Annotated in this window: 19 protein-coding genes and 4 pseudogenes; 14 read left to right on the top strand and 9 right to left on the bottom strand. The window is 59.7% G+C overall.

Features of this window, described 5'->3' with window-relative positions; genetic code table 11:
- Window positions 1-9 precede the first annotated feature (9 nt).
- The 3 genes and pseudogenes from ACZXDY_RS12560 to ACZXDY_RS12550 all read left to right on the top strand — a co-directional run.
- Complete coding sequence (locus tag ACZXDY_RS12560) at window positions 10-975, top strand: LysR family transcriptional regulator (protein WP_464345687.1); 966 nt, start codon at window positions 10-12, stop codon at window positions 973-975.
- Between the two features lie 231 nt (window positions 976-1206).
- Window positions 1207-1521 carry a hypothetical protein gene (locus tag ACZXDY_RS12555; protein ID WP_464345686.1) on the top strand — a complete coding sequence of 105 codons (315 nt, stop codon included), beginning with the start codon at window positions 1207-1209 and terminating at the stop codon, window positions 1519-1521.
- A gap of 308 nt (window positions 1522-1829) precedes the next feature.
- Window positions 1830-1940: pseudogene (locus ACZXDY_RS12550) on the top strand (metallophosphoesterase family protein); the annotation flags it as partial.
- 27 nt (window positions 1941-1967) lie between these two features.
- Here ACZXDY_RS12550 and ACZXDY_RS12545 read toward each other — a convergent pair.
- The 4 genes from ACZXDY_RS12545 to ACZXDY_RS12530 all read right to left on the bottom strand — a co-directional run bounded on the left by ACZXDY_RS12545 (window position 1968) and on the right by ACZXDY_RS12530 (window position 5479).
- Window positions 1968-3251 carry a DUF892 family protein gene (locus ACZXDY_RS12545; protein WP_130229815.1) on the bottom strand — a complete coding sequence of 428 codons (1284 nt, stop codon included), beginning with the start codon at window positions 3249-3251 and terminating at the stop codon, window positions 1968-1970.
- Between the two features lie 131 nt (window positions 3252-3382).
- Complete coding sequence (locus ACZXDY_RS12540) at window positions 3383-3853, bottom strand: DUF2269 family protein (protein ID WP_464345685.1); 471 nt, start codon at window positions 3851-3853, stop codon at window positions 3383-3385.
- On the bottom strand, window positions 3853-5136 hold the full coding sequence (locus tag ACZXDY_RS12535; RefSeq protein WP_464345706.1) for an SDR family oxidoreductase: 1284 nt from the start codon (window positions 5134-5136) through the stop codon (window positions 3853-3855). Before ACZXDY_RS12535 ends, ACZXDY_RS12540 begins: the two co-directional genes overlap by 1 nt.
- Window positions 5137-5305: 169 nt before the next feature.
- Window positions 5306-5479: a DUF2934 domain-containing protein gene (locus ACZXDY_RS12530; RefSeq protein ID WP_080663739.1), complete on the bottom strand. Its 174-nt coding sequence runs from the start codon at window positions 5477-5479 to the stop codon at window positions 5306-5308.
- Between the two features lie 300 nt (window positions 5480-5779).
- Here ACZXDY_RS12530 and ACZXDY_RS12525 point away from each other — a divergent pair, with 300 nt between their 5' ends.
- The 6 genes and pseudogenes from ACZXDY_RS12525 to ACZXDY_RS12500 form a co-directional block, all read left to right on the top strand.
- Window positions 5780-6280, top strand: coding sequence for a ferritin-like domain-containing protein (locus tag ACZXDY_RS12525; protein WP_456640800.1), 501 nt, complete (start codon window positions 5780-5782; stop codon window positions 6278-6280).
- Window positions 6281-6380: 100 nt separating this feature from the next.
- Window positions 6381-7424, top strand: coding sequence for an alpha/beta fold hydrolase (locus ACZXDY_RS12520; RefSeq protein WP_464345684.1), 1044 nt, complete (start codon window positions 6381-6383; stop codon window positions 7422-7424).
- Between the two features lie 368 nt (window positions 7425-7792).
- Window positions 7793-8026 carry a hypothetical protein gene (locus ACZXDY_RS12515; protein ID WP_464345683.1) on the top strand — a complete coding sequence of 78 codons (234 nt, stop codon included), beginning with the start codon at window positions 7793-7795 and terminating at the stop codon, window positions 8024-8026.
- Between the two features lie 229 nt (window positions 8027-8255).
- Window positions 8256-9377: a thiamine pyrophosphate-binding protein gene (locus tag ACZXDY_RS12510; protein ID WP_464345682.1), complete on the top strand. Its 1122-nt coding sequence runs from the start codon at window positions 8256-8258 to the stop codon at window positions 9375-9377.
- A 63-nt stretch (window positions 9378-9440) separates the two neighbouring features.
- Window positions 9441-9989, top strand: coding sequence for a thiamine pyrophosphate-dependent enzyme (locus tag ACZXDY_RS12505; protein WP_464345681.1), 549 nt, complete (start codon window positions 9441-9443; stop codon window positions 9987-9989).
- A gap of 110 nt (window positions 9990-10099) precedes the next feature.
- Window positions 10100-10351, top strand: a pseudogene (locus tag ACZXDY_RS12500) (hypothetical protein); the annotation flags it as partial.
- 257 nt (window positions 10352-10608) lie between these two features.
- Here ACZXDY_RS12500 and ACZXDY_RS12495 read toward each other — a convergent pair.
- On the bottom strand, window positions 10609-11553 hold the full coding sequence (locus ACZXDY_RS12495; protein ID WP_051396771.1) for a LysR family transcriptional regulator: 945 nt from the start codon (window positions 11551-11553) through the stop codon (window positions 10609-10611).
- A gap of 385 nt (window positions 11554-11938) precedes the next feature.
- On the opposite strand from ACZXDY_RS12495, the gene ACZXDY_RS12490 reads away from it, so the two are divergent.
- The 3 genes from ACZXDY_RS12490 to ACZXDY_RS12480 all read left to right on the top strand — a co-directional run bounded on the left by ACZXDY_RS12490 (window position 11939) and on the right by ACZXDY_RS12480 (window position 15088).
- Window positions 11939-13159, top strand: a complete 1221-nt coding sequence (locus tag ACZXDY_RS12490; RefSeq protein ID WP_464345680.1) for an FAD-dependent oxidoreductase — start codon at window positions 11939-11941, stop codon at window positions 13157-13159.
- 136 nt (window positions 13160-13295) lie between these two features.
- Window positions 13296-14294, top strand: a complete 999-nt coding sequence (locus tag ACZXDY_RS12485) for a Bug family tripartite tricarboxylate transporter substrate binding protein (RefSeq protein WP_028164441.1) — start codon at window positions 13296-13298, stop codon at window positions 14292-14294.
- Between the two features lie 587 nt (window positions 14295-14881).
- Complete coding sequence (locus ACZXDY_RS12480) at window positions 14882-15088, top strand: hypothetical protein (protein WP_464345679.1); 207 nt, start codon at window positions 14882-14884, stop codon at window positions 15086-15088.
- A 451-nt stretch (window positions 15089-15539) separates the two neighbouring features.
- Here ACZXDY_RS12480 and ACZXDY_RS12475 read toward each other — a convergent pair whose 3' ends face one another.
- The 4 genes and pseudogenes from ACZXDY_RS12475 to ACZXDY_RS12460 form a co-directional block, all read right to left on the bottom strand.
- A complete protein-coding gene (locus ACZXDY_RS12475) occupies window positions 15540-15995 on the bottom strand; it encodes a hypothetical protein (RefSeq protein ID WP_028164508.1) in 456 nt (151 codons plus the stop codon).
- 253 nt (window positions 15996-16248) lie between these two features.
- The gene (locus tag ACZXDY_RS12470) at window positions 16249-16410 is read right to left on the bottom strand and encodes a hypothetical protein (protein ID WP_464345678.1); all 162 of its coding nucleotides are present in this window, start codon (window positions 16408-16410) and stop codon (window positions 16249-16251) included.
- 1545 nt (window positions 16411-17955) lie between these two features.
- Window positions 17956-18204 (bottom strand): annotated as a pseudogene (locus tag ACZXDY_RS12465) (hypothetical protein); the annotation flags it as partial.
- A 413-nt stretch (window positions 18205-18617) separates the two neighbouring features.
- Window positions 18618-19103 carry a Rid family hydrolase gene (locus tag ACZXDY_RS12460; RefSeq protein ID WP_035690427.1) on the bottom strand — a complete coding sequence of 162 codons (486 nt, stop codon included), beginning with the start codon at window positions 19101-19103 and terminating at the stop codon, window positions 18618-18620.
- A gap of 1145 nt (window positions 19104-20248) precedes the next feature.
- Between ACZXDY_RS12460 and ACZXDY_RS12455 the strand changes: the two genes are divergently transcribed.
- Complete coding sequence (locus ACZXDY_RS12455; protein WP_028164511.1) at window positions 20249-20602, top strand: nuclear transport factor 2-like protein; 354 nt, start codon at window positions 20249-20251, stop codon at window positions 20600-20602.
- A gap of 454 nt (window positions 20603-21056) precedes the next feature.
- Window positions 21057-22139, top strand: a pseudogene (locus ACZXDY_RS12450) (IS630 family transposase).
- The last annotated feature ends 1238 nt before the right edge of the window (window positions 22140-23377 follow it).

Genomic DNA, 23377 nt, shown 5'->3' with positions numbered 1-23377 from the left:
GAAAATAAGATGATTAGCGCCGGGGCTTTTTTGGCCCGACAATTGCTCGGTGAGACGCCGATGAACCTGAAGCAACTTACGTATTTTCAAGGCGTTGCAAGCCATGGCTGCATCACGCTGGCGGCTGCCCGGGCCAATGTTGCGCAATCGGCCCTGTCGAGCCAGATCGCGGCCTTGGAAGCCGATCTCGGCGTACAACTCCTGATACGGCATTCCCGCGGCGTAACGCTCACGCGCCCTGGCGAAGTGCTGCTCGACCACGCCAAACAGATCAGTTCCTACCTCGAACGGGTTCGGCGCGACGTGCTCGAGGCCGCCGATGTCACCGGAGAAGTGACCATCGGGATCCCGGTGAGCATGGCGGCCGTACTGACCCTGCCGTTACTCCAGGCGCTCGAAGAAGGGCTGCCTCGCGCGCAAGTTCACGTCTATGAGGGACTGACCGGCGATTTGCGCGGATGGCTTCGGCTCGGCAAAATCGAAACGGGAATCCTTTACGGCAACGATCAGACGGACGGCCTGCTCGCGGAGCCGCTGGCCGAAGACGAACTCGTGTTGTTCGGACGATCGGACGCAGGCGGTGACGGCAGCACCACCATCCCCTTCGCCAATCTGCCGCGATACGCCCTCTACACTACCGACAGCGAACATCCGGTCAGGCCGCTACTGAACCGTCTCGCAAAAGATCGAGGCGTCGCACTGCAGTTTGGCGCCCAGATCAATTCCATCAGCCAGTTGAAAGCTCTCGCCCGTGAAGGGCGCGGCCACACCATCTTGCCGCGCGTTGCGCTGGTGGCCGAGGCGCTGGATAATCAAACTTGCGCACGCGTGATCGAGCCATCGATCAAGCTGCGCAGCTATGTTGCATCGATCAACAATCCACCCGGCAGGGTCCAAAGCGTTCAGCGAATTCTGCGCGAAGTCGTTCGACGCCTGATCCAGGATGGCGAATGGCCGGGTGCCGCGGCGCTTTAGAAATCGAACGGGTTTTCTTTGGTAAAAGCGATTTGTCGACAAGTCCGCTCGCGCCAAAACCGGACACCTTGAATGAAAACCCGTATAAACCTCGCTGCTTTTTCGGAGATAACAACGAAATTTCAATAGTATAGCAGTTCATATTTTTGCTCGGAACGGCGCACCAACGCTCCCACCGACATTTTATTGGGGTGGGGCTGCGTCAGGGCGGCTAGGCCCGCGAACTTCGAAATGGATCGGATCGCCAGGCCTGATCCGCGGCGCGACGACGATGATGTCAATGAGTTCGCGCAGCTTGAGGCACGCAGCTTTGGCATCGGCAGCCGAAAGCGCTTTCGCGAGCTGCTCCACCGCATTGAGATAGACGGCGACAGTCGCCGGATGCAGGGTGATGACGTTCGCCTCGGTCGCCCGAGCGACGCGCGCCTCCTGGCGATCAATCTCGACGTCGAGTTCGGCGACCCTGGCGCCGACCATGCGTCCGGTCAATTCTCCCTTCGCAACGGCGTCGACCAGTCTGGCTGCCTCACGGCGCGCATCCTATAGCTTGCGCTCGGCCGCGGAGCTCTCGCGCGACCGCTCCTTAGAGAGCCGCGCCCATTCCAAGGCAAAGCCCCGGCGGGCGGCCTCGGCAAATGCGGGCGTCGCATTCTTCGCGCCATTGGTTCCGTTGAGGGTCATCGGCGGTCGATCAGGCCGCCAAGGCTTCGGACCGGGTTCGAAATACCACCGCGGTTGCCTACGCGATAATGCCAGTGCTAACGAGAAGAGGGCGCTGATCAGGTCGTTGCGGCCGGACCTATGGCAGCCGCCTTCGGATGAACAGTCCCCGTCGGCAGCACCGGCTTTCATTTCCAGGCAGCGCGGGGCCGCGGCGCTTTAAATTGCCTGTCACGCTGGCTACCCTTGAGCTGACCGCAAATCGCATTTCGCCGCTCATTCACCACCTTGATTGCATCGGGTGATCGCAGGCGATGGTTGGCGGTGGAATCTTATGTTTCCTCCTCCGCCTGTTCGATCGCTGCAGGCATTTTAGCCACTGACATCAACGTGCGGGCGACCTGATTGAGCAATTGATCGGCGTTCTCTTCCTCCGCCAAGGACTTCGAGAGTAGCGCGACTATGGCGCTGTGCCGCAGTTGCTGAGCGAGGTTCTTTGCGGTGGTATAGGCCGACATCTCGTAATGTTCCACGCGCTGAGCCGCACCGATGAGTGCCAAGTCCGCGAGCGCGTCCTCCTTCTTCTCACCCTCGTCCATGACTTCCTGGCCTTCCTCGACCAGGCCCATCATGCCTTTGCAGGCCTTCGCTCGTGCGGTCTCCCCGAGCAGCGAGAAGCACTCGTTGAGCCGCTCAATCTGTTCTTCCGTCTCCATCAAGTGCTGCTCGAAAAGTTCTCGCAGGCGATCGAATCGGGCCGCCTTCGCCATTTTGGGAAGAGCCTTGGTGAGCTGCTTCTCCGCGTGCAGAATGTCTCGCAGTTCATGGACAAGCAGCTCGCTCACGCCCTCAGGGGCCGTCGGTGGGGAACTCTCGGTCTTGATCACGGTGGCCGTTTCGCCGTTGCCTTCGGGGAGCAGGGCCGGAGAGGCCATGAATTCCCAATCGCCGCCTTCATTCCAAGGCCCGCGAGTATCGATCTCGCCTTCATCTCCAGCACCGGTCGAATCGTTGAAGAACTGATTCACGAGGCCCGGGGTCGGCGGGATCTTGCCAATCGAGAACGCGGGCTTCTTCATGCTCTCGAGCGCGGCAGCAAAGGCCTTCATGTGCGTGATTTCGCGAGTCATCAGGAACTGCAGTGCGTCCTTGCTGCCCGCATCGTCGCAAAAGTTGATCAATCGTTCATAGACGATCTTCGCGCGCGCCTCGGCCGCAATGTTGCTGCGGAGATCAACGTCCAATTCGCCGGTGATCTTCAGATAATCCGCCGTCCAGGGATTTCCCTGCGAATTGAACAGATTGACGCCTCCACCGCCTGCGATCGCGATCAATGGATCGGCCTCAGCCTTCTCACGATCGAACTTCGTCGGTTTAAGATGCATACGGGCGAGACAGCCGACGATCTCGAGATGACTTAATTCCTCCGTGCCGATGTCCATCAGCAGGTCCTTGCGATCCGGGTCTTCGCAGTTGAGCCCCTGGATCGAGTATTGCATCGCCGCCGCCAGCTCTCCATTCGCTCCTCCAAATTGCTCGAGAAGCATATTGCCGAACCGAGGGTCGGGCTCGTCAACGCGCACGGTATACATGAGCTTCTTGACGTGATGATACATGATGGGCCTCGCGGGATGCTGAAATACCTGCCCACAACTCTCCAGATTGAAGGACGTTCCTGAGTTCTCAATGCCAGCAATCCGAATGCTGCGCGAAAGGACGCTCACATAGTCAAGGCCCAATGAGAGGGCTACCAGATCGAAGGGCGCTGTATCATCAGCCAGAAAATGCCCATCACGGCGCCGAATGCCGGAAAGCCAAAGCTAAACCAGACCCAGAACAGCCTATGATATCGCGAGGGCAGCGGCTTTCGTTCAGCTGCCGAGGCAGTCGCCAGGTTGCGCAGCTGCATCTGAATCCAGACAACTGGAAGCCAGAAGGCGCCCGTCACGAGATACAGGACTATCGATAGCACAATCCAGCTCTCGGTCAGCGAATATCCAGCCTCGTGCGCGAGCGCGATTCCGGTCAAGGGTTGTGCCACCACGGCCGTTGCCGTGAACAGGAAATCAGCGAGGACGACAATGCGGGCGATCGCCGCGACAATCACAGGGTCTCCGGTCAAGTGCGCGCGGAGCATGAAAAAAGCGATGCCGGCTCCAGTACCCAACAAAACCGCGGCTCCGATGAGGTGAACATATTTCAAAAGGAAATAGATCATTATCTTTCATCCACGATCGCAAGCGCGACGAGATGCAGCACGAAGATCGGAATGATCTTCAAGAGGGGACCAAGAGGCTCGATCCATAGCTCGGGCTGGAGAGTGGTGCCGGACACCGCGTAGAACGCCGAAAGCGCCATCGCGCCGTAGAGTCCCTGCCGCGTGAGGGGGCGCCAAGCGATGCAGAGGCCGACAGCAATATCTGCAAGCGCGCCGGCAACAACCGATGGTGCGGACAGTAGACCTGCCCCGGTGCCGCGCATCAGCTCCACCCCGCTCGGGTAACCTACCGTCAGTGAGATCACGCCGGTACAGATCCAGAAGAAAGACAAGACAATGAAAATGATCGCCTTGAGCAGATAAAGTCGGGCAAACCATTTTTCCTGGATGGTTGCGGGTTCGGCCGCCAGCGCCTCCGCCAGTGATCGAGGCGGGATGCCGGTGATCGAGATCCACCCCTGCGGGTCTCCCACGGCCCCTCTCGCAATTTCGCGCGCGGCATTGGTTCGTACCGGCGGCCGCCAACCCAGCGCTCCCGCAACATCGCCGAGCCAGTAGGTGAGCTTCGACAACGGATGCGGAATTACGAACGAGCGGGCCGACGGCCAATCGTACCAGTTACGGTATCGCGCAATGATCTCTCCCATCTGCAGTCTTTCGGGGCCGGCGAGTTCGAGCGCCAAGCGGGCCGGAGCATTTTCTTTGAGAAAGAACAAGACGGTATCAACGACGTCGTCCAGCTGCACCACCTGAAGGGGCCCTGTATCGGGCATCAGCGGGACCCAAAGCAGACTGGCAAGTGAGCGGATCAAGGCGCTTGCGCCGAATGCTGGACGACCAAGGACCACCGATGGCCTGAGAATAACCCAATCGAGCTCCGTTGCCATCAAACGGCGATCGCCCTCGTACTTCGTTGAAGAAAAGGGCGATGGCTGCGCGCGATCGACGCCGATCGCAGAAAAATGGATAACGCGACGGACGCCACTTTTCTCACAGGCATCGAACAGGGCGCCAACTCCGGCTGCATGAACGCCCTCGGTATCCTCGCGCCTGCCATCCTGCAGGACGCCTGCGCAATTCACGACTGCATCTATGTCCCTGAGAACTGACAGCCAGTCTTCCTGTTTTCGGGTGGATGCAATATCCAGCGTCACCCATTCAGCTATCGGCAATTGATGAGTTGCATGGCGAGCGAGCCCAATCACCTGATGCCCCTCGTGTGCGAGACGAGTCGCGACCGCAGATCCAATCAGACCCGTCGCACCTGAGACCACAATCCTCATTGGTTCTTTCAGCAGGTTTGCCGCCTTCTGCTCCAGGCACTTCACCAAGGCCAAGCCACACGTCAGCTCTCCGCCACGTTCTGCTCTCCAGGCCGCGCGCAAGCTGCCCTATCCAGGCTGGCCCGCGAAGCGCCGGAAGGTTCAGGAGCAGAGATTCCTGATGTCGACTTCATCCCGGAAGATTGTTTGGTGGCTCCTTTAGCTTGTCCAATTGTTCGGCTTCCGTCCGCAATTCCAGTTCCGCACGGCGCCAAAACTCCTCATCCCTGCCTTCGGGTCTCCCCGCAGCTTCCCATAGTCGATGCGCACGAACTCGGATTTCGTGGTCATTCGGATCCGCCATGGCTTGTCGCGCTCCGCTCAGGGGGCCATTCCGCCCCACTTCTCGATCGGGCATTCCACCGCGGATCGCCATCGAGGTAGCACCTTGTCATACGATGAAAATACGGACGACCGCCGAGTGTTCCCGAAGCTTCAGTCAGGCCGCTGATCTCGCTCGGCCCGATGACGCGATCAAGAGGATAAGACGCCTTTCCCGTTAAAGATCGGCCCCCGGGCTCAGAGCTTCGGTGCAGATCCTTCTAGGAACAACCGCTGTCTAGGTAGGTTTGTGACTAACATTCTCCGAAGAAAGGAAACATCTATGGCTACGACAGCACGAGATATCTTCATTGTAGGCCTGCGCAATGCACACGCGATGGAGATCCAGGCAAGGGAGCTGCTGGAGCGGCAGTCGGAGCGGCTCGACGAATATCCGGAAGTCAAATCCAGGGTAACCAGCCACCTCGATGAGACCAATGAGCAGCTCCGTCGGTTGGAGCAGTGCCTGGAGACCTGCGGCGAAAGCACGTCGACCCTGAAGGATACGGCCCAGTCTTTCATGGCCAATATGATGGCGATGGGCCATTCGATGGCAGGTGATGAAATCCTGAAGAACACCTTTGCCAATGACGCATTCGAGCACTACGAGATCGCGGCATATAAATCACTTTTGGCACTTTGCGGGGCCGCGGGAGCTGATTCGGCTCGTCCGCTGCTGGAAGCCTCCCTCAAGGAAGAGGAGCGGATGGCGGACTGGGTCGAGGGGAATGTCGAGAAGGTCACGATGCAGTATGTCGACATTCAGGAGCGCCAGGCGGCTTGAGCCGCGGCCATGACTCTCAGCCGACCGGGCTGACGAAGATTGGCGACCCGAGGTTCGCCATCGCTGCGCAATACTCTTCGTCCAGGCAAGGAGCGGCCAAATGGACGCACGACACAACACAGTCCGGCAGGAGTCATCCGTGGAAGCCGGAAGCGGGCCTAAATATCACACTTACGCTAGTGCGGCGGTGATCGGTGCCCTGATCCTTGCAGCAACGGCGCTCGTGAACCGGCAACTAGCGGCGAATGCGGAGCAAGAAAATCCACCGGGGGGCGGGTTTCTCGAGATAGATGGCGTGCGGCTACACTATCTGGAGCGCGGCGCGGGCAATGTACTTGTGCTGCTCCACGGCAACGGCAGCATGATCGCCGATTTCGAAACAAGTGGCCTTTTGCAATTGGCGTCACAAACCTACCGCGTCATCGCGTTCGACCGCCCGGGATTCGGGCATACTAAGCGGCCACGCGGTGTTGTGTGGACCCCCGAAGCACAAGCCGAACTCATTCAGAAGGCACTCGGAAGGTTGGGCATCTCTAATCCAGTGGTACTTGGACATTCATGGGGAGCTTCAGTGGCGGTAGCCCTTGCGCTGAAATTTCCCGATGCAGTCCGGGCGCTAGTGCTGGCTTCAGGATACTATTATCCGACCCCGCGGCTTGATGTCATGGTTAAGTCTCCGCCAGCCCTGCCCGTCATCGGAAGCGTCCTGAGCCATACCCTCTCGCCCGTTCTCAGTCGGTTGATGTGGCCGCTCCTAACGAGGAAGATATTCGCACCCGCACCGGTGCCGCCGAAGTTCAGGTACTTTCCCAAAGAGATGGCAATGCGGCCTTCTCAGATCCGAGCGAGTGCGGGAGAGGCGGCTTTGATGATTCCCGACGCCATCGTGTTCCGCAGGCAATATTCTGAACTCAAGATGCCCGTCGTGATCATTGCAGGCGAGGGCGATCGAGTTGCCAATATCGACGAACAATCGGCCCGGCTTCATCATGAGATAGCCCACAGTACCTTTCACCGCGTGAAGGGTGCGGGCCACATGGTGCATCAGAGCGCCCCTGATCAGGTCATGATCGCCATTGGCGAAGCAACGACGCTTAGCTCGAAGCGCAGCGACAAGGCGACCTCTCTTCAACAGGCGGGGTAGCGAGCCATTTGCGAGGAAATCGAGCCAAGCTGATCAACGGCTCGCGTTCCAAACGCCCCTGACATTGTAACTCACGAGGCCGTGGTCGATCGCACGTGTGATGTTTCAGCCATCTTAACATACTTGAATGTAGCTCTGAAGTTCCCGCGATTAACTTTCGATCATGGAAGCCAAGCGCAAACGCAATCGAGCCAAGCAGACCATTTCGCTCCAGGAGCGGCTGATCAGCTCGGCGCTCGCAGTCGCGCGAAATGTCTGTCGCCCGGCGCGGAGCGGGAAAAGCTGCTCCGGCAAGCGCGGCAAGCCGAGCGCGCTGCCGAGCTGAATGCGGTCCTTAGTTTGGGTCCATCGAAATAAGAGACGTGCAGGTGGATTTTCGCGAGCGCATGGGCGAGTTTGCTGAGCGTGTTCAAGCGAACATGGACATTGTCCTAGATGAGGTCTGCGCTGAGTGGCCGAATGGCGGCGACCACGAGAGCCGAAAATATATCGCAGAGCAACTCATCCAGGCCGCGCGCGGGGGCCAAACGACTCTCGGAGCGCTGACATACGTGGGCCGTCGAGCCCTCGTTCATTTCAACAACAAGCCGAAATCAGCCTGACCCGCTCGCACGTGGGGATGGTGCGATAGCTCCGCCCCGGCGATGGCCGCGCGAGGGCGCCAACTCTTCTCTTTTGATTCCGAGGGAAATTGAATGTCCTCTCACTGCGAGGTCGTCGGCCAAGAATGCGCCATGCCAGCCAATCCCAAGCCTATTGCCGAGATAGCGCACTGAGGAACTCTAACTGGTCGGAAGCATTGACGGACAGATAGCCTGCTGGAGTAGCAGCATGAGCAAATCATCACAAACTGTCGTTGATGTCGTCGCGGACAGCCTTGTCCGCCATGGCATCGACTTCATTCTGGGCCAGAGCGTTCCATCCGCACTCGTGCTCGCCTGTGAGGATCGCGGCATTCGCCAGATCATCTATCGCGAAGAGAATGCGGGCGGCGCAATCGCCGATGGCTTTGCTCGCGCATCGAACCGCGTGCCGGTAATGATCTGCCAGAACGGCCCCGCTGCTGCGCTCGCGGTGGCGCCGTTCGCCGAGGCGATGAAAGCGGGCATTCCGATCGTGGCGCTCATGCAGGAGGTCTCCCGCGAACACATCGGTCGGAACGCGTTTCAGGAATACGACCACAAAGCGTTGTTCCAACCCGTCACCAAGTGGTTTCGTCTCCTGGAAAGTGTCGATGGAATCGAGGATCATCTTGATCAGGCATTCATTGCCGCCGCGAGCGGCAAGCCTGGTCCGGCGGTCCTGATGATTCCTGCGGACCTGCACAGGGCGTCAGCGAACAAGTCCGCGCACCGCACGGCGAGACTTGCTTCCTGGCCGATCGATCGGCCGCGCCCGGCGGACGCTGCGATCCGCGATGCCGCGGATCTGATCGCCAACGCATCGGCCCCTGTCGTGATTGCCGGTGGTGGCATTCATGCTTCCGATGCGAACGCCGCGCTGCTTCGTTTTGCCGATGCTGCAGGCATTCCGGTGACCACCACCAATATGGGCAAGGGCGCAATCACCGAGACTCATCCGCTTGCGGCCGGACCGATTGCTTCCCTGACCGGTCCGGGATCGCTCGGCCGACGCACCCGGTCGCTTGTGACCAATGCTGATCTGGTCCTGCTGATAGGCACCCGCACCAATGAAGATGGCACAGACGGTTGGCGCCTGATCCCCAGGGATGCCCAAGTCCTGCATATCGATATTTCGCCAGAGGAGATCGGCCGCAACTATCAATCCGTGCGACTGTTAGGCGACGCGCGGGAGACACTGAATGCATTGACCGATGCACTTGCAGGCAGGGCGCTGAATCCTTCCCGCAGCCAGGCCGAGCTCGAGCGGTTCATCGCCGGAGCATGGGAGGCTTTCGAACGCGATCGTGCGCCCTGGCTGACCGACGCCTGACCGATCCGCCCGGAGCGGACTCTTGCTGCCATTCAGCGTCGCCTTGGTCCAGACACCATCGTCGTGTCCGACGCAAGCTACGCTTCGAACTGGATCGTGGGCCAGCTTCGCACATCGCATCCGAGAACGCGCATCATCTCTCCGCGTGGTCTGGCAGGATTGGGCTGGGGACTGCCCCTTGCACTTGGCGCAAAGCTCGCGCGACCTGCGAGCGAAGTCATCGCCGTCGTCGGCGATGGCGGTTTCGGTCATGCCTGGGCAGAAATGGAGACCGCCGTGCGCAGCGATGTACCAGTTACCGTCGTCGTACTCAACAATGGCGTCCTCGGCTATCAAAAGGATGCCGAGAAGGTGAAGTTCGGTCGCTATACTTCATCCGCCCATTTGCGGCAGGTGGATCACGCTCTCATCGCACGCGCGGTCGGCGCCCAAGGCCGTCGTGTCATGGACCCGCGCGATCTCGACGCGGCCCTGGCCGAAGCGGCCAAGGCGCCGGTGCTCAACCTGCTGGACATCATCACCGATCCCGGCGCGCATCCGCCAGTATCGCTGTATGAAGGCACGCTTGACCGTATGGAAGGTGATCGGATCGTTCAGGATCCCGTACCGTAGTTGTGACATCGCGCTGTCACCCTCCGCGTCCCACCTCCGGCGTTATGGCCTAAGGATTCCAGCCGCCACTGCCGTATGGGCGCGTGATGATTTCGAGCAGATGCCCGTTCAGCGAGCAGATCATCCAGGCCAACATGCGCCGCATTTGTGCGGGGCGCACCGTGCTCATCATTGCGCACCGCCTGTCCACCGTGCGGATGGCGGATCGCATCATCACCATCGAGAAGGGCCGGATTGTCGAGGATGGCTCGCACGACGAACTGATCCGCACCGACGGGCGTTACGCCATGCTGCATCGGATGCAATCCGGCGGAAATCCCGAACCGCCGCCGTCCACCCGGCCAGTGGTGGTGCCCGCATGAATACCGCGGCGAAGGTCATCCCGATGCGGCCGCGCGACTCGCTCCGTCGAACTCTTTGCGATCAGGACTCTTCGTGAGATACAGGCGACGAAAGGAAAAATGGAGTGGAACACACCCACCCGCTCGCCTGCTCGATTGACGAGAGCATGATCCGGAAGCGACCAAATTTTTGCAGGCGCTCTCCGTCAGGCCCTCATTTGGTCACTTGCACACGTCGCGTCTTAGGCATAAGGCGTTCGAGCGAGGTTGCGACGGCGTCAAAACTGCTTCCCAGAGCGAGATACGGTTGAGCGTCGGCTTGCGTTAGGACCAGTTTGCCTACCGGCCGTTCGAAGTGCCGGTGGCGCTGACGTGCCTGCTTGCGTCAGGAGCCACGCACGAAATGCCGAGAGCAGGGGATTGTCGGCTTTCTCTTCCGGGCAGGCGAAATAGTACGAGCCGGCGCTTCTCAACGTGAGGCTCGACAGCACCTTCAGCTTGCCGGAGGCCAACTGGTCGGAAATCAGGAATTCAGGAAGCAGCGCCACGCCAAGACCGGAGTTCGCTGCGCTGATCAAAGTGGATTGAATATCGAAGCGTGGCCCGCGGATCACATTCGTGCCGCCAAGTTCCGCAGCATCGAACCAGCGACGCCATGCATCGGGTCGCGACACCAGATGCAGAAGCCGCAGTTCGGCAATCTCACTCGCTCGCAGTTCGGCGCGCTTGCCGATAAGCTTCGGCGATCCGACCGGCAGAAGAACTTCGTCGAACAGATAGTCCGCTTGCGTGCCGGGCCAGTCGGGCTCACCGAAGTATAGCGCACCATCGAGAGCGGTCTCGCTGAAGAAGAAGCGCGTGTTGCGCGCACTCACGTTGACGGCAATGCCGGGATTCCGAGCATAGAAGTCCGGCAGGCGCGGAATGAGCCATTCGGTGCCGACGGTGGGCAGCGCCGCGATGTCCAGAACCGTGCCGTCGGCCTCGTAGCCCATGATCTCGAGTGTATCGCGCTCGATCCGCTCGATCGTCTGCGCTACACGGGTGCTGTAAGCTGTTCCGGCACGCGTCAGGGTGATCCGCTTCTTGATCCGGTGGAAGAGTCTGACGCCGAGTTGCGCCTCCAGCTGCGCGATCTGGCGCGAGACTGCACTTTCGCTCAGCGCGAGTTCGCTGGCGGCGCGCGTGACGCTGAGGTGCTTGGCAGCCGCGCTGAAGGCCATCAGCGCGCCGAGGCTAGGTATTCTGCGACGCATAGTTCATTCCAAAAACGCAAGATATCCGCAGATTAAATTGTTTGCATGCCTAAACGTAAGGCAACAAACTGGTGCGGATGATCAGAGCCTATTGAGCGGCGGCCTTCATCAAGGCCGCGCCCCTCAATGGCGTTGGGAATCTCAGCTGCAGCGCCAGCCACCCTGCAGGCGCTTCAACGATCAACTCCAAGGCGCATATCCGTGGCGGTCAACAAATTGCATCACGAGTTCCACGCGCTCGACATGGAAAGAGGCTGGCCGGCGATCTGATCATTGGCAATGACGTGAACGGGCAAGGCGGCACGCCGTTTGCTGGATACGCTCGAAAATTTCTGCAAGAGGTCTTGATACAATGAGTAATGCGAAGCCCGTCATCATCGCTGGGGCAGGGCCGGTAGGCATGGTGGCAGCGGCAGATATGGTGCGACAGAACATCCCGGTTCTGGTGCTGGAGAAGAACGACCAACTGAGCAGCGAGTCGCGCGCATCGACGTTCCATCCGCCCACGCTGGACATGCTCGATGATCTCGGTTTCGCCAGCACCCTGATTGCGCAGGGCCTGAAGGCGCCGACTGTTCAATACAGTTCGTCCGAAGACGGCCTGCTCGGGACGTTCGACTTCGCGGCGATTTCCGATCTGGTGCGGCACCCGTTCCGCCTGCAGGCCGAGCAGTTCAAGCTGACGCGCATCATTTTGGATGCTTTGTCCGGCAACCCACTGTTCTCGATCGCGTTCGGCAGCGAGGTCAAATCCGTCGAGCAGACGAGCGATGCCGTCAAGGTCGTGGTCGGGGCCCAGGGACGCGACACCATACGTGAATGTGCCTGGCTGATCGGCGCCGATGGCGCGAACAGCATCGTACGCCGCAGCCAGGACATCAAATTCGAGGGCTTCACCTGGCCCGAGCGCTTTCTGGTGATGACAACTCCGGTCGATTTCACGGTGCTTCGCCCGGGTGTGTCGTCGGTCAGCTACGTCGCCGATCCCGAGCGCTGGTACTTCCTTCTCCGTATCCCCGGAGCGTGGCGCGTGATGATGCCGGTGGCTGCGGAAATCTCCGATGCCGAGGCGCTCTCCGAAGACTATGTGACGGCGTCGATCCGGCGGATCGTTCCCGCCGAGATGGACGCCCCCATCCTCCACACGACGTTGTACCGTGTGCATCAGCGCGTCGCCGCGAACTTCCGGAAAGGTCGCACCTTCCTGGTTGGCGACGCCGCCCATATCAACAATCCGCTCGGCGGCATGGGCATGAATGGCGGCATTCACGACGCATTGAACCTGACGGCGAAGTTGGGTTCGGTCATCAACGGTACGGCCAATGAGCGCGTTCTCGCCGACTACGATCTGCAGCGTCGTACGGTCACGATGCAGGCCATTCAGGGCGATACCATTCGCAACAAGAAGAATCTCGAGGCGAAAGATGAAGCTGACCGCGCGCGTTTCCGCGACGATATTCGCGCCGCGGCCGCCGATCCGGAAAAGGGACGAGCGCTCCTGCGCCGAATTGCAATGCTGGATTCGCTCGAGCGGGCAGCTTCGCTGCATGTCGCCGCGGCCGACCAGGGGTGATCACCAATTCTCTCTTGGACGATGTCGACGGTAACCGGCTTATCGGCCGGCCAGTAAGAACCACGTCAGTGGAGGCGCCAGTGAACTTGGAGGAATCAATGCCACGGTTCCCAGGATGTCATGCAGGATGTTCAGAATGCGAAGCAATAATCTACTGATGAAGTGGGCGACGTTTATGTTGGCGGCACTGCTATCGCCAGCATCCTTCGGGGTGCCCGGCGCGGCAGCGGCTGGATTCCCTGAAAAGATGATTACGATTGTCGTCCCGTATCCTGCCGGAAGCACCGCCGACGCGATTCCACGATTGGTGGGTCCGTTGATGTCCAAGTCGCTCGGTGTTCCGGTGATCATCGAAAATCGCGGCGGCGCAAACGGCTCGATCGGGGCGGTTCGCGTCGCTTCGTCACCAGCGGATGGCCACACCATTCTGCTTGCGACGACTGGCATGCTTACAATCAACCAATGGATCTATGAAAAGCCGACGTACAATCCTGAAAAGGATTTCACGCCGATCACCAATGGCGCTTCGACGCCGAACATCATCGTCGTCAATCCGTCGGTCAAGGCAAGCTCGCTGAAGGAGTTGGTGGCGCTGGCCAAAGCTGAGCCGGGCAAGCTGACATTTGCTTCGGCCGGCAATGGGAGCACGAGCCACCTGTGTGGGGAGACGTTGAAGGTGCTCGAAGGCATTGATGCCGTTCACATACCGTACCAGGGAGCAGCTCCGGCACTCCAGGATGTTGTCGGTGGTCAGGTTTCTATGATGTGCGACAACCTGTCGAATGTCGTCCAGCAGGTGCAGAGCGGAGCGCTGAGGCCGATTGTCGTGACTGCGCTTGAACGAAGCAAGCAGCTAACCGATGTGCCGACGTCCCCGGAAGCAGGATCACCTGATCTCCTCGCAGGCAACTGGTACGGCTTTGTTGCTCCATCGGCGACCCCAAAGGACGTGATCGAGAAGCTCAACAAGTGCATCGTGGAGGCCTTGCGAGATTCGACCGTCTCAGCTCGTCTGGAAAGCCTTGGTTTGACCGTGATCGCCGATGAGCCCGCCAAGTTCGGAGAAACCATCGCAAGGGATTCTGCGCGGATGGAAAATATTGTGAAGCGTGCAAAAGCAAAGGTTTTCAACTGACGCTGTCGATCAGAAGGCACCGATGATCGCGCTTAGAAGCACTTGCAGCACGAAGACGTAGGCCGCCGCTACAGCACCCAACGCCTGCCGTGCGTGCGCAACGCGCTATGGGAGCCTTTGCCCAAAGCTATGGGTGCTTGAAGCGGATGGGGACGACCCTTGTGTGCGGGTGGTGAGAGCTGTCATCAAAGGCGGCCTCTGGTCGCACTCTCGAATGGCGACGAGATGGTGCCCCTGGCCGATAACCGCCTAATGCCATAACTACTTGAAGTTGAGCCAATTTTTGTCGTCGATTGTTGTCGATACCAACAGAAATACCAACAGCTGATGCGGTATTAGCGGGCAAAAATCAAACAGCAGACTCCCCTGTAGCAGGCACGCCGCCTGCCCTTCCGGTCTCCACAATCGTCCCAACCGGAATCGAACCCGGCTCCGACTCGTAATCCCGGCGGGATCGAGCTGACATAATATCGCGTGGTTAAGGGAGGGTCTTGTCACCCCATCCAGTGCCCCACGATGCCGAGCAAGACACTTACCTCGTGCTGGACGACTTCGGGGGCGGCTCGGTTGCGCTTGGCGAGAGACGGATGCTGAAAGCGCTGATCGCGCGACACCGATCGGCGATCTGCTGGACCGCCAATGACGATGGCGTGAATGTCCATAACACACTTGAAAAAGGCGCTGCGGGTCCTGGACTGCGATACTGGCACCAGCGGCGACCACTGCGCCCGCGGCTCCGGCCGACCGCGTCGATCCTGCGCAACGAGGAGGGGCGCGTTTCGATGGCGATGTAGGACCTATGGGTTCGAGCGCTCAAGCAGCAGGGCAAGTAAGACGCGCTGACTGGTAACGCCGGGAAAATCACCAATTCGGTGCTTTTATTCCTCGACCGAGCGTTGGCTTTTCAAGTCCAAAACTGGGACTTGCGCGCGCTGCGAGGTCACGCCGGGAAACTGTCGAATTTCGAACGCTTTACGATCATTCGCTCCAAGTCCCTCGTACCATCCAGACGCAACTGGACCATGATGCTGATCCTTCCCAAGCTGGTATATTCTCCTCAAACGATCTAAGTCCGAGGTGGTGGACACTTTTTCTGGATTGCACGGAAGGAACTCCAATCACGAAGTCCTGAGACGCCCGCACAGTCGCGCCCTGGCTGACGAGGTGATGGCCGGGATCAAGTTCTTGGCGTTTCGTCGGCAAGCCGGCGAAAGCGGGCAAGACATTGAGATCGCGAGGCTTGCGCTATAGCCCGTCATCCTGCCACGGCATCGTTGACAGCGACGGCATCCGCCGCCTGGCCCTCCGCCGCTCGACCGTCATGGGCTTCGGCAGCTTCAGAGTGGCCAACTTGGCCACTCTTACCCGGCTCACCTCCGGCCGCTTCTCGAACGTGCGATGCGGCTTCACCTCGCGCGCCAGTTCTCTGGCTTCGGCCTCGTCAACGCCGCGCCAGCGGTTCGAGAGCCTGAACACATTGCTGCCGCGCGCGCCGCGCTCGATCTCGATCAGGCCGAGATTGACGAGCATCTGCAGCGCTGACGGCACCACCTTCTGCGGGATGCGGTGATCCAACATGAAGGAGAGGTAGGACACGCTCGCGCTGTCGCCGCCGCCGATCGCCTGCTCGATCGCAGCGAGCACCCCGCGCGCACTCTGTGGCAGCGCCAAATAGGCCGGGCTGTCTGATCGATCTGTCATCGTCGCCTCTCTCGATCCTTAGTTACAGGCCAATCCACACCGCCAGCGCGACCATGACGACGACCGCCGCGACGAAGATCGCAGTCTCGATCCGCGACATTCGCCACATCGCGCACCGCCTTTGTGTACCAAATGGTACATAATTTCGAGCGATATGAAGAATTGCAAATATCTTCGCACCGGGCCGTCGCGCGGTCGCCGCATTCCTCACGCTCTCCAAAGGACCGAGAAACCGATTGGGACGCGGTCGCCCCTAACTCCTGTGGTACTGGTCTTGATCGTAGGCCTGCAGGATGCGGACAAAATCGGCCATGCTGGATCGATCCCGATTACCAGCTAAAGCCGCAACCTGAGTATTGGACGCGGGCTGGCTCCCTTGCCAAAACCGCATCAGGAGATCGGCAATGTTTTTCATGGCGTACTCTCCGCAGCCAACTGTGATACTAATTACTGTGCGGCAACGCACGGCTCGATCAAGGGAAAGGCCGGCGGGCGCTACGCCGCCGACCTTGTCCTGCAAACTGCCTGCTCGCGGCCGGTTCCGTTGCTTTCACTCCGCATTCATTAGGTAGCACCGAGCACTTGGTTGACGCCATTGCGCGCGGGTATGAAGTGACCGTACTGAGGTACACTCGGTCTAGTGAATGGGTGTAGGTCGACTACACGTCGGTTTAATCCCAGGGTGTACACAAAAAGAAAGGCCGCCTGCGTTGCCACAAGCGGCCCAAGTCTAGGGAGGAAACGCCCAAGGAGGGCAGCGATAGCGCGCCTGAGGGGGCGGGGGCGCGCTACCGCATGCCCATATCTAAGACGATCGCGATCAGCGGCTCAATTGAACCTCGGTAAACATCTAGCATCAAAACGGGCTAGCGGACCGATACGAAGGTTTAAGGGCGCTGGCATCCCCGGTTTCGCGCCACGTTTTCACGCATCAGCGCAACCTCGATGAAGAAGGCGCGCGACGAAAACGGATGGAGCTTGCGGCGAGTTAATCCGCCTTACGAGAAAGATATTTGCAGGGGCGCGCGCGATGGCCGACGCTTATGTTCGCTTATGTTCGCTTGTGTGACGACGGAGAGCTGTTGGTTGCGCGGAGCATCGTCGACTTCTACGGCGGCGACGGCAGCTTTGACACCCTCCCAGTTCGGACCCGGGACTACATTGTAGCCGCCACGCCGACGAACCTGGTCGACTGGTCGTCGGCGTGGGCTTTCGATGTGCCGCTTGCTGCCTATGCGGGCATCACTGCACCAAGCCTCCTTGTGCGAGGCGAGCGCGGTCATCCAGTCCTTCAGCGCGCCGCCGAGGTGCTGACTGACGCAGTCTCCAGATCGTCGCCGGTGACCGTTCCCGGCGCCAGTCATTTCATGATCGCGACCCATGCGTCGGATGTCGCGAGGCTCATCCGTGGGCACGTCGCAACGGTTGAGACGCTGCACCAGTTTAGCGCCCGATCCGCATGGCATCGGCTCGACCTCCCGGCGCAAGGCGTCAGGGGCAACGGCCGTACAGCCCGCCGAGAGCGCGGGGCTACAGGCGCGCCCCGGTCCCGCCGGTCGCGGTGCGGCCAACGTCAGCGCATGCTCCCAAATGATGACGGCTTTCGGACGTAGCTTGCGGCGAGTTAATCTGCCTTATGAGAAAGATATTTGCAGTGGGCGCGTTCTGCGGTTGGTGCACCTTGGTGTTTCCTTGGGACCATAGCCTCCTCGCTCCGGGCCGTTTCCTTGTGGTCACGCCTCGGCAACCAGCGGCGCGCACGGGAGCGCCGCCATCGCCATTAAGCCAATGACACGTTCCTGCGCATGGTGGAATACGCGCGCGAGGATCTCCTCTCCGAACGGGTGCGCTGGACCGACCTGACGCCGCCGGAATGGCGCGACCGCACCGCACGAGCGGTTGAAGAGATGAAGATGACCGGCACCGCGCAACCGTGGGAAAAAGAGTATGTCCGAGGGTGCTCGACAGACGTCCCGATCGTGCTTGTCGCAGCGGACGCTGGCTGCTCCGTCCTGAGGTGCGGATGGAGCTGCTCGAGCTGGCGCACCTTCCTCTCAGCACCCCAGCGCAGGTAGCCGTAACGAGCATCTCGCAAATAGGCGTGAGAAATTGTCTCGAAGCCGCGGGCCGCGTGAAAGCGCGCGGCGAGCTCGTTGGCCAGTGCTTCGTGCTGCAGAAAGCCGTTGGCGCGGGCCGAGCGAATGGCCTGTGGACATCCATGGTTGCGCGCCACTCGGGCTCGGTCATTAGGGGCAGATCGACGGGGCTTTCGATCGAGCGAGGCCCGATTTGCCGGCACAGTCGCCCGTATGCGGCGGTCGATCGCGACCACTTCGGGAAGCGCGGCGTGAATCGCGGGCATCGCGGGACCACTGTAGACCTTGGTGGCGGACGTGGACGCCACGATCGGCATGCCGAAAACGGTGGCAGTGCGCGCTAGAGCGATCACGTTGTTCAGAAGCAGTTGGCGATCGATCGATCCCACGCCGAAAGCAAGTCCGGCTTGCTGATCGACCAGCACCAAGGCGCAATCCTTCGGCTCGATCAGGATGTCGGGCATTGCCCTCGCGATTCCAGGTCCTTGCGTCATGTTTTCGTTAACTCCAGGCATCGGGGGATTTATCACCGCGGCTTCGCTTCTGCTCCCGACAGCATAGCCTTGAAGGTGATTTCGATGAGCTGTTCAGGAAAGGCCAGTCTCGTCACGCCGATCAGGTTGCTGGCGCACCGAGGTCGTGCCGTGGCGTAGGCCTCCTTGCGTACCTTGCCCGCGGCGGCGAATGCGGCGTCGACATCGAGGACATAGAGCGTCTCCTCGACGACGTCGTCCAGCGTTGCCCCGAAGCGCGCCAAAAGCTTGACGGCATTGGCGTAGATCGCACGCATCTGCTGTTCCATCATCGAGAACTCGGCCGGCTTGCCGGATTCGTCGAGAGAAGCAGGCGCGATCAGTTTCCCCCTCTCGTCGTGGCTGAGCTGGCCGGAGACATGGATCGTGTCACCAACCTTGATCGCCTGCGCGTATCCGTAGGCATCTTCCCACGGCACACCGAAATAGGCGGCCTCTTTACCATTCACTGCGGCTGCGTTTACGTCGTTACTTTGCATTTTGAGCCTCCTGGCTTCTCAATCTGGCATCACGTCTCGGTGGCGGCACTGAAAGTTTTGGTACGACGATGCTTTGGAGAATGACCTTGCAACGCCGGCGAGGGAAATCACCTCTCGCCATAGAGTCGATAGACGATCATTATAGCCGCCGCACCGCGTGATGCCGTAGCGAGGAATGCCACCAGCCGCATCCGCAAAAAGATTTGTCGTGCGCCACGTCGCCGACCGGATGCCGGACCGAGGTAAGAGAGGGAAAGACATCGCCATTTTGCAGATGGGCAGGATGCCTACAGAAAAATTTGGGAAATCCGGAACTGCGTTACGTGAGTAACGATCAAGCTGTTCTTGCACACTTAGGTTTGGTGGTGGCACGTATCCCCTCGACCCACCATTCGATCCGAACTGGCCCGGACGCGTTACGTCGCCTCTTGGCCCTTCGCGACATATTGCGCTGCCGCGCGATCTCGGTCGCTAACAAAGCATAGCGGAAGTTGTCGGGCAGCCGGCTATTGCAGAAGACGCTCTTGACCCGTTGAGGAAGTGGTTGGCCTTAGGGGCGAGCGCCATAAACCTTCGTATCGTATGCGTGACCCCTTTAGATGCCGCATGGTTACCTACATTCAATTGAGCCGCTGATCGCGATCGTCTTAGGGTGGATGCGTTGGAAAAGTGCATAGGCTCATGAAGTGCGACAGTGAAAATGGGATGGTGGACGAACAGCGAACGACATTGGGCGCGAGATGAACAATCACCTTGGCATGCAATGCTGGTAGCATTCACCGTCATGCTGTCGATTTCCACAATCGGTCACGCTCGCGCCCACGATCATCAACACCCTGAGTTGAACAGTTGGTATCAAAGTTTGTACAGTGGCAAAGGGCCCTGCTGCGATGGCAGTGATGCGAAGCGCGTTGATAACGCCGATTGGGAAACTAAGGGCGGTCACTATCGCGCGCATTGATGGCGAGTGGGTTGATGTTCCGAACGACGCTGTCGTGGATGGACCGAACCGCGCTGGTCGCACGATGGTCTGGCGCCTACTATCTGAACGGCGCTTTGGTTGGCGTCAGATGCTTCATGCCGGGGAGCATGGGCTGATCGCGAGAGCAGGGCGATCACGCCTTGCACATATGCGTGAGTGAGACATGTCCAATCCCGTCGCAAAGATCGTCGATCGGCACCTGAAAATCTGGAACACTCGACACGCCGCTGAGCGCATCACGGGCATCCCTCTAACCTATGCAGAAGACGTGGTCATCGGCGAGCCGGCCGCGTGGTTTTCAGGTTTTGCGGGCATTGAACTTGCGATTAAAGCGGTACAGGCGCAGATGCCGGGAATGGACCTCGCGGTCACCAGCCCTATCCTGACAACGGGGGACATGTCTACGTACACTTGGGCGCTCGCGGGGAAAGACGGCAACCCCGTCGTCAAGGGCCGGGATGTGATCACAGTGAAGCACGAACGGATCATCAGTCGATACGTTTTTTTCGATACCTGACCTTTAGGACCCGCGCGGCCTTTGTGTTTGTGTGCACCCCCCGTTTTCCGGGTCTCCTTTGGGGCACAGAGCAAAGTGCCGGTTGGCGCGGTATGAAAATATTCGCAAATTATGATATCGCTATAAATTATGTACCAACGCGTACACAATAGGCGGTGCGCGATGTGGCACATGTCGAACGCTCAGGCGCTTATCTTCGTCGCGACGGTTGTCATGGTCGCGCTGGCGGTGTGGATGGCCCTATAGCCAACGATCGAGGGAGGCAACGATGGCGGATCGATCAGAAAGCCCGGCCTATGCGGCGCTGCCCCGAAGCGCGCGCTGGGTGTTCGCGGCGATCGAGGCGGCCCTCGGTGACGGCAGCAAGGCGAGGTGAACTAGTGTCCTGAATCTGAAGTTCAGCGGACTCCAAATCGACTCGAAGCTAGCGGACTGTCCTCATTATTTGGGGAGGATGGTTATGGGTCGACGCTTTGCTCCGCTGGAGCTGGATGAACTCAATGAGTTGACGTCGCTGGCCTCGCGCCGAAGTACGGCGCAGGGCTTGGCGCAGCGAGCCCGGATCATCCTGGCCTGTGCCGCAGGCGAGCAGAGCAAGGTCGTTGCTGCTCGCCTGAGTATTGATCCCGACACGGTCGGCAAGTGGCGTCGGCGCTTCGCCGAGCATCGGCTTGAAGTTCTTCGCGACGGGCCGCGATCGGGAACGCCGCGCACGATCGAAGATGCGCGGATCGAGGCGGTGATCGTCCGCACCCTCGAGACGAAGCCGCCCAACGCCACCCACTGGAGCTCGCGCAGCATGGCGCGGGCCAGTGGACTGTCGGTCTCGACGGTACAGCGGATATGGCGCGCTTTCGGCTTACAGCCGCATCGGTTGGAGACCTTCAAGTTTCAACCGATCCCGACTTCGTCGCCAAGGTTCGCGACGTCGTCGGCCTCTACGTGGCCCCGCCCGAGCGGGCCATCGTGCTGTGTGTCGACGAGAAGTCGCAGATCCAGGCGCTGGATCGCAGCCAACCCACGTTCCCCATGCGACCTGGTCAGGCGGAACGCCGCAGTCACGACTACAAGCGCCATGGTACGACGTCGCTATTTGCCGCCCTCGACATCGCAACTGGTCGGGTCATCGGCAAGTGTTACGGGCGCCATCGCGCCACAGAGTTCCGCAAATTTCTCGATGAGATCGAGGCCGCCGTTCCAGACGATCTGGACGTTCATCTCGTCATGGACAATTACGCAACCCACAAGACCCCGCTGATCCGCAACTGGCTGGCCAAGAGGCCGCGCTGGCACGTACATCTGACGCCAACCAGTTCATCCTGGCTCAATCAGGTCGAACGCTTCTTTGCCCTCATCACCCGAGCGCAAGATCAGGCGCGGCATCTACCGCAGTGTGGCGGCGCTCCGTGCCGAGATCACGTCCTTCATCGAACATCACAACGCCGACCCAAAACCATTCCGATGGACCAAATCAGCCGACGACATTCTCAGCTCCATCGAACGCTTCTGCGCTTACAATGCGCCAGCTAAAGCCTAAAATGCCATGAACTTCTGGTTCAGGACACTAGGTCGCCTTCCGGCTGGACCACCACATCGCACGGCCTGCGGTGTCGCGGTTGCCGAAGTTGCTCGACCATCTCGGGATGATCGAGATTTCGCCGGGGCCGCGTCTGGTCAATGTGTTCCGGCTCCCGAACGGCTGGCGGTTTCCGCCAACCGTGGCAGCTCAATCCACCACGAGCTGGACGTCTGGGGTCGCGGCTAATTTAATGACTTCCACGTGAAGAAGATTGCAATGACCATAACTAGCATCACTCCTACGAAAATGACCAAAGCTAGCACCACTTCTCCTATCGTGACGAACGCTGAAAGACATTCACGCCTTGGGTACTCATTGTTTTTTGTCGCGCTATTGGCGTGTGGTCTGTATGTAGCCTTCATCGCCGGACCAGCCGTGCGCGCAAGTGCGCAAGAGCGACTCGATCTCGCGATAGCGAGTTTCTCGCTTGCGCCAATGAGCTAGCGGTTATCCGGCGAAAACAGGTTGACCGCGACCGCGCGGCCGAGATTGGTTTGCTCTAGAGCACGGGTCCTTCATCACCATCCCCCACTTCTTCGGGCATGATCAGCCCCGATGGCCGGTCGCGATGCTCTCAGGATCAGTCAGTTCGCGCCTTGCAGCAGGCGCAGGAGTGGGTCTGCTTTCCGTAGGCAATCGTCGCAGCCTCGGGATCAGCGGGATCGCGTTACGCTGCCACGGTGCGTTACGGTCAAGCGTTACGATGCGTTACGTCGCGGGCCGTTACGGCCAAAGCGTAAATGCGTCCGGCAAATTGAGACAGGCGCCACCCTGTTGGGCAGTCTTCTGATCGATACCAAAGAGCTTGTTCGTAAGGTCTACTTTGCCATCTATAAGGCGCCGTCCGAGGAAGCACAAAAAGAGCCGGGCTCATTCAAGGTGAGACTGGATCACAACCTCTACCAGGATACGTAATCGCTCATCGACCCGGTTCGCCGTCAGCAGTAATTTCGAGCGCGCCGAGATCCGCGCGCGCCGCTCCCGAACCTCAAGCGGATTTCCTTTGAGTTTACCAACAAGTCGAAACGGGGATATCCAAAAGTCGCAGCCCTGCTCCGCCAAAAGTCTAACAGCCTTTCGCCCTTCCTGTCAGACGTGCGAACGCGAGTGCAATTGAGGACTTGCGTGTCGCAGGGCAGGCTCACGTCGTATCGCTTGTAGCAGCTTTCGCGCGAAGGAAGCTGCCGCTCGGCCTG

The sequence above is a fragment of the Bradyrhizobium sp. LeoB3 genome (assembly GCF_055456055.1).
Note: the sequence above shows the minus strand (reverse complement) of the source record. Positions and strands in the feature narration are given on the sequence as shown.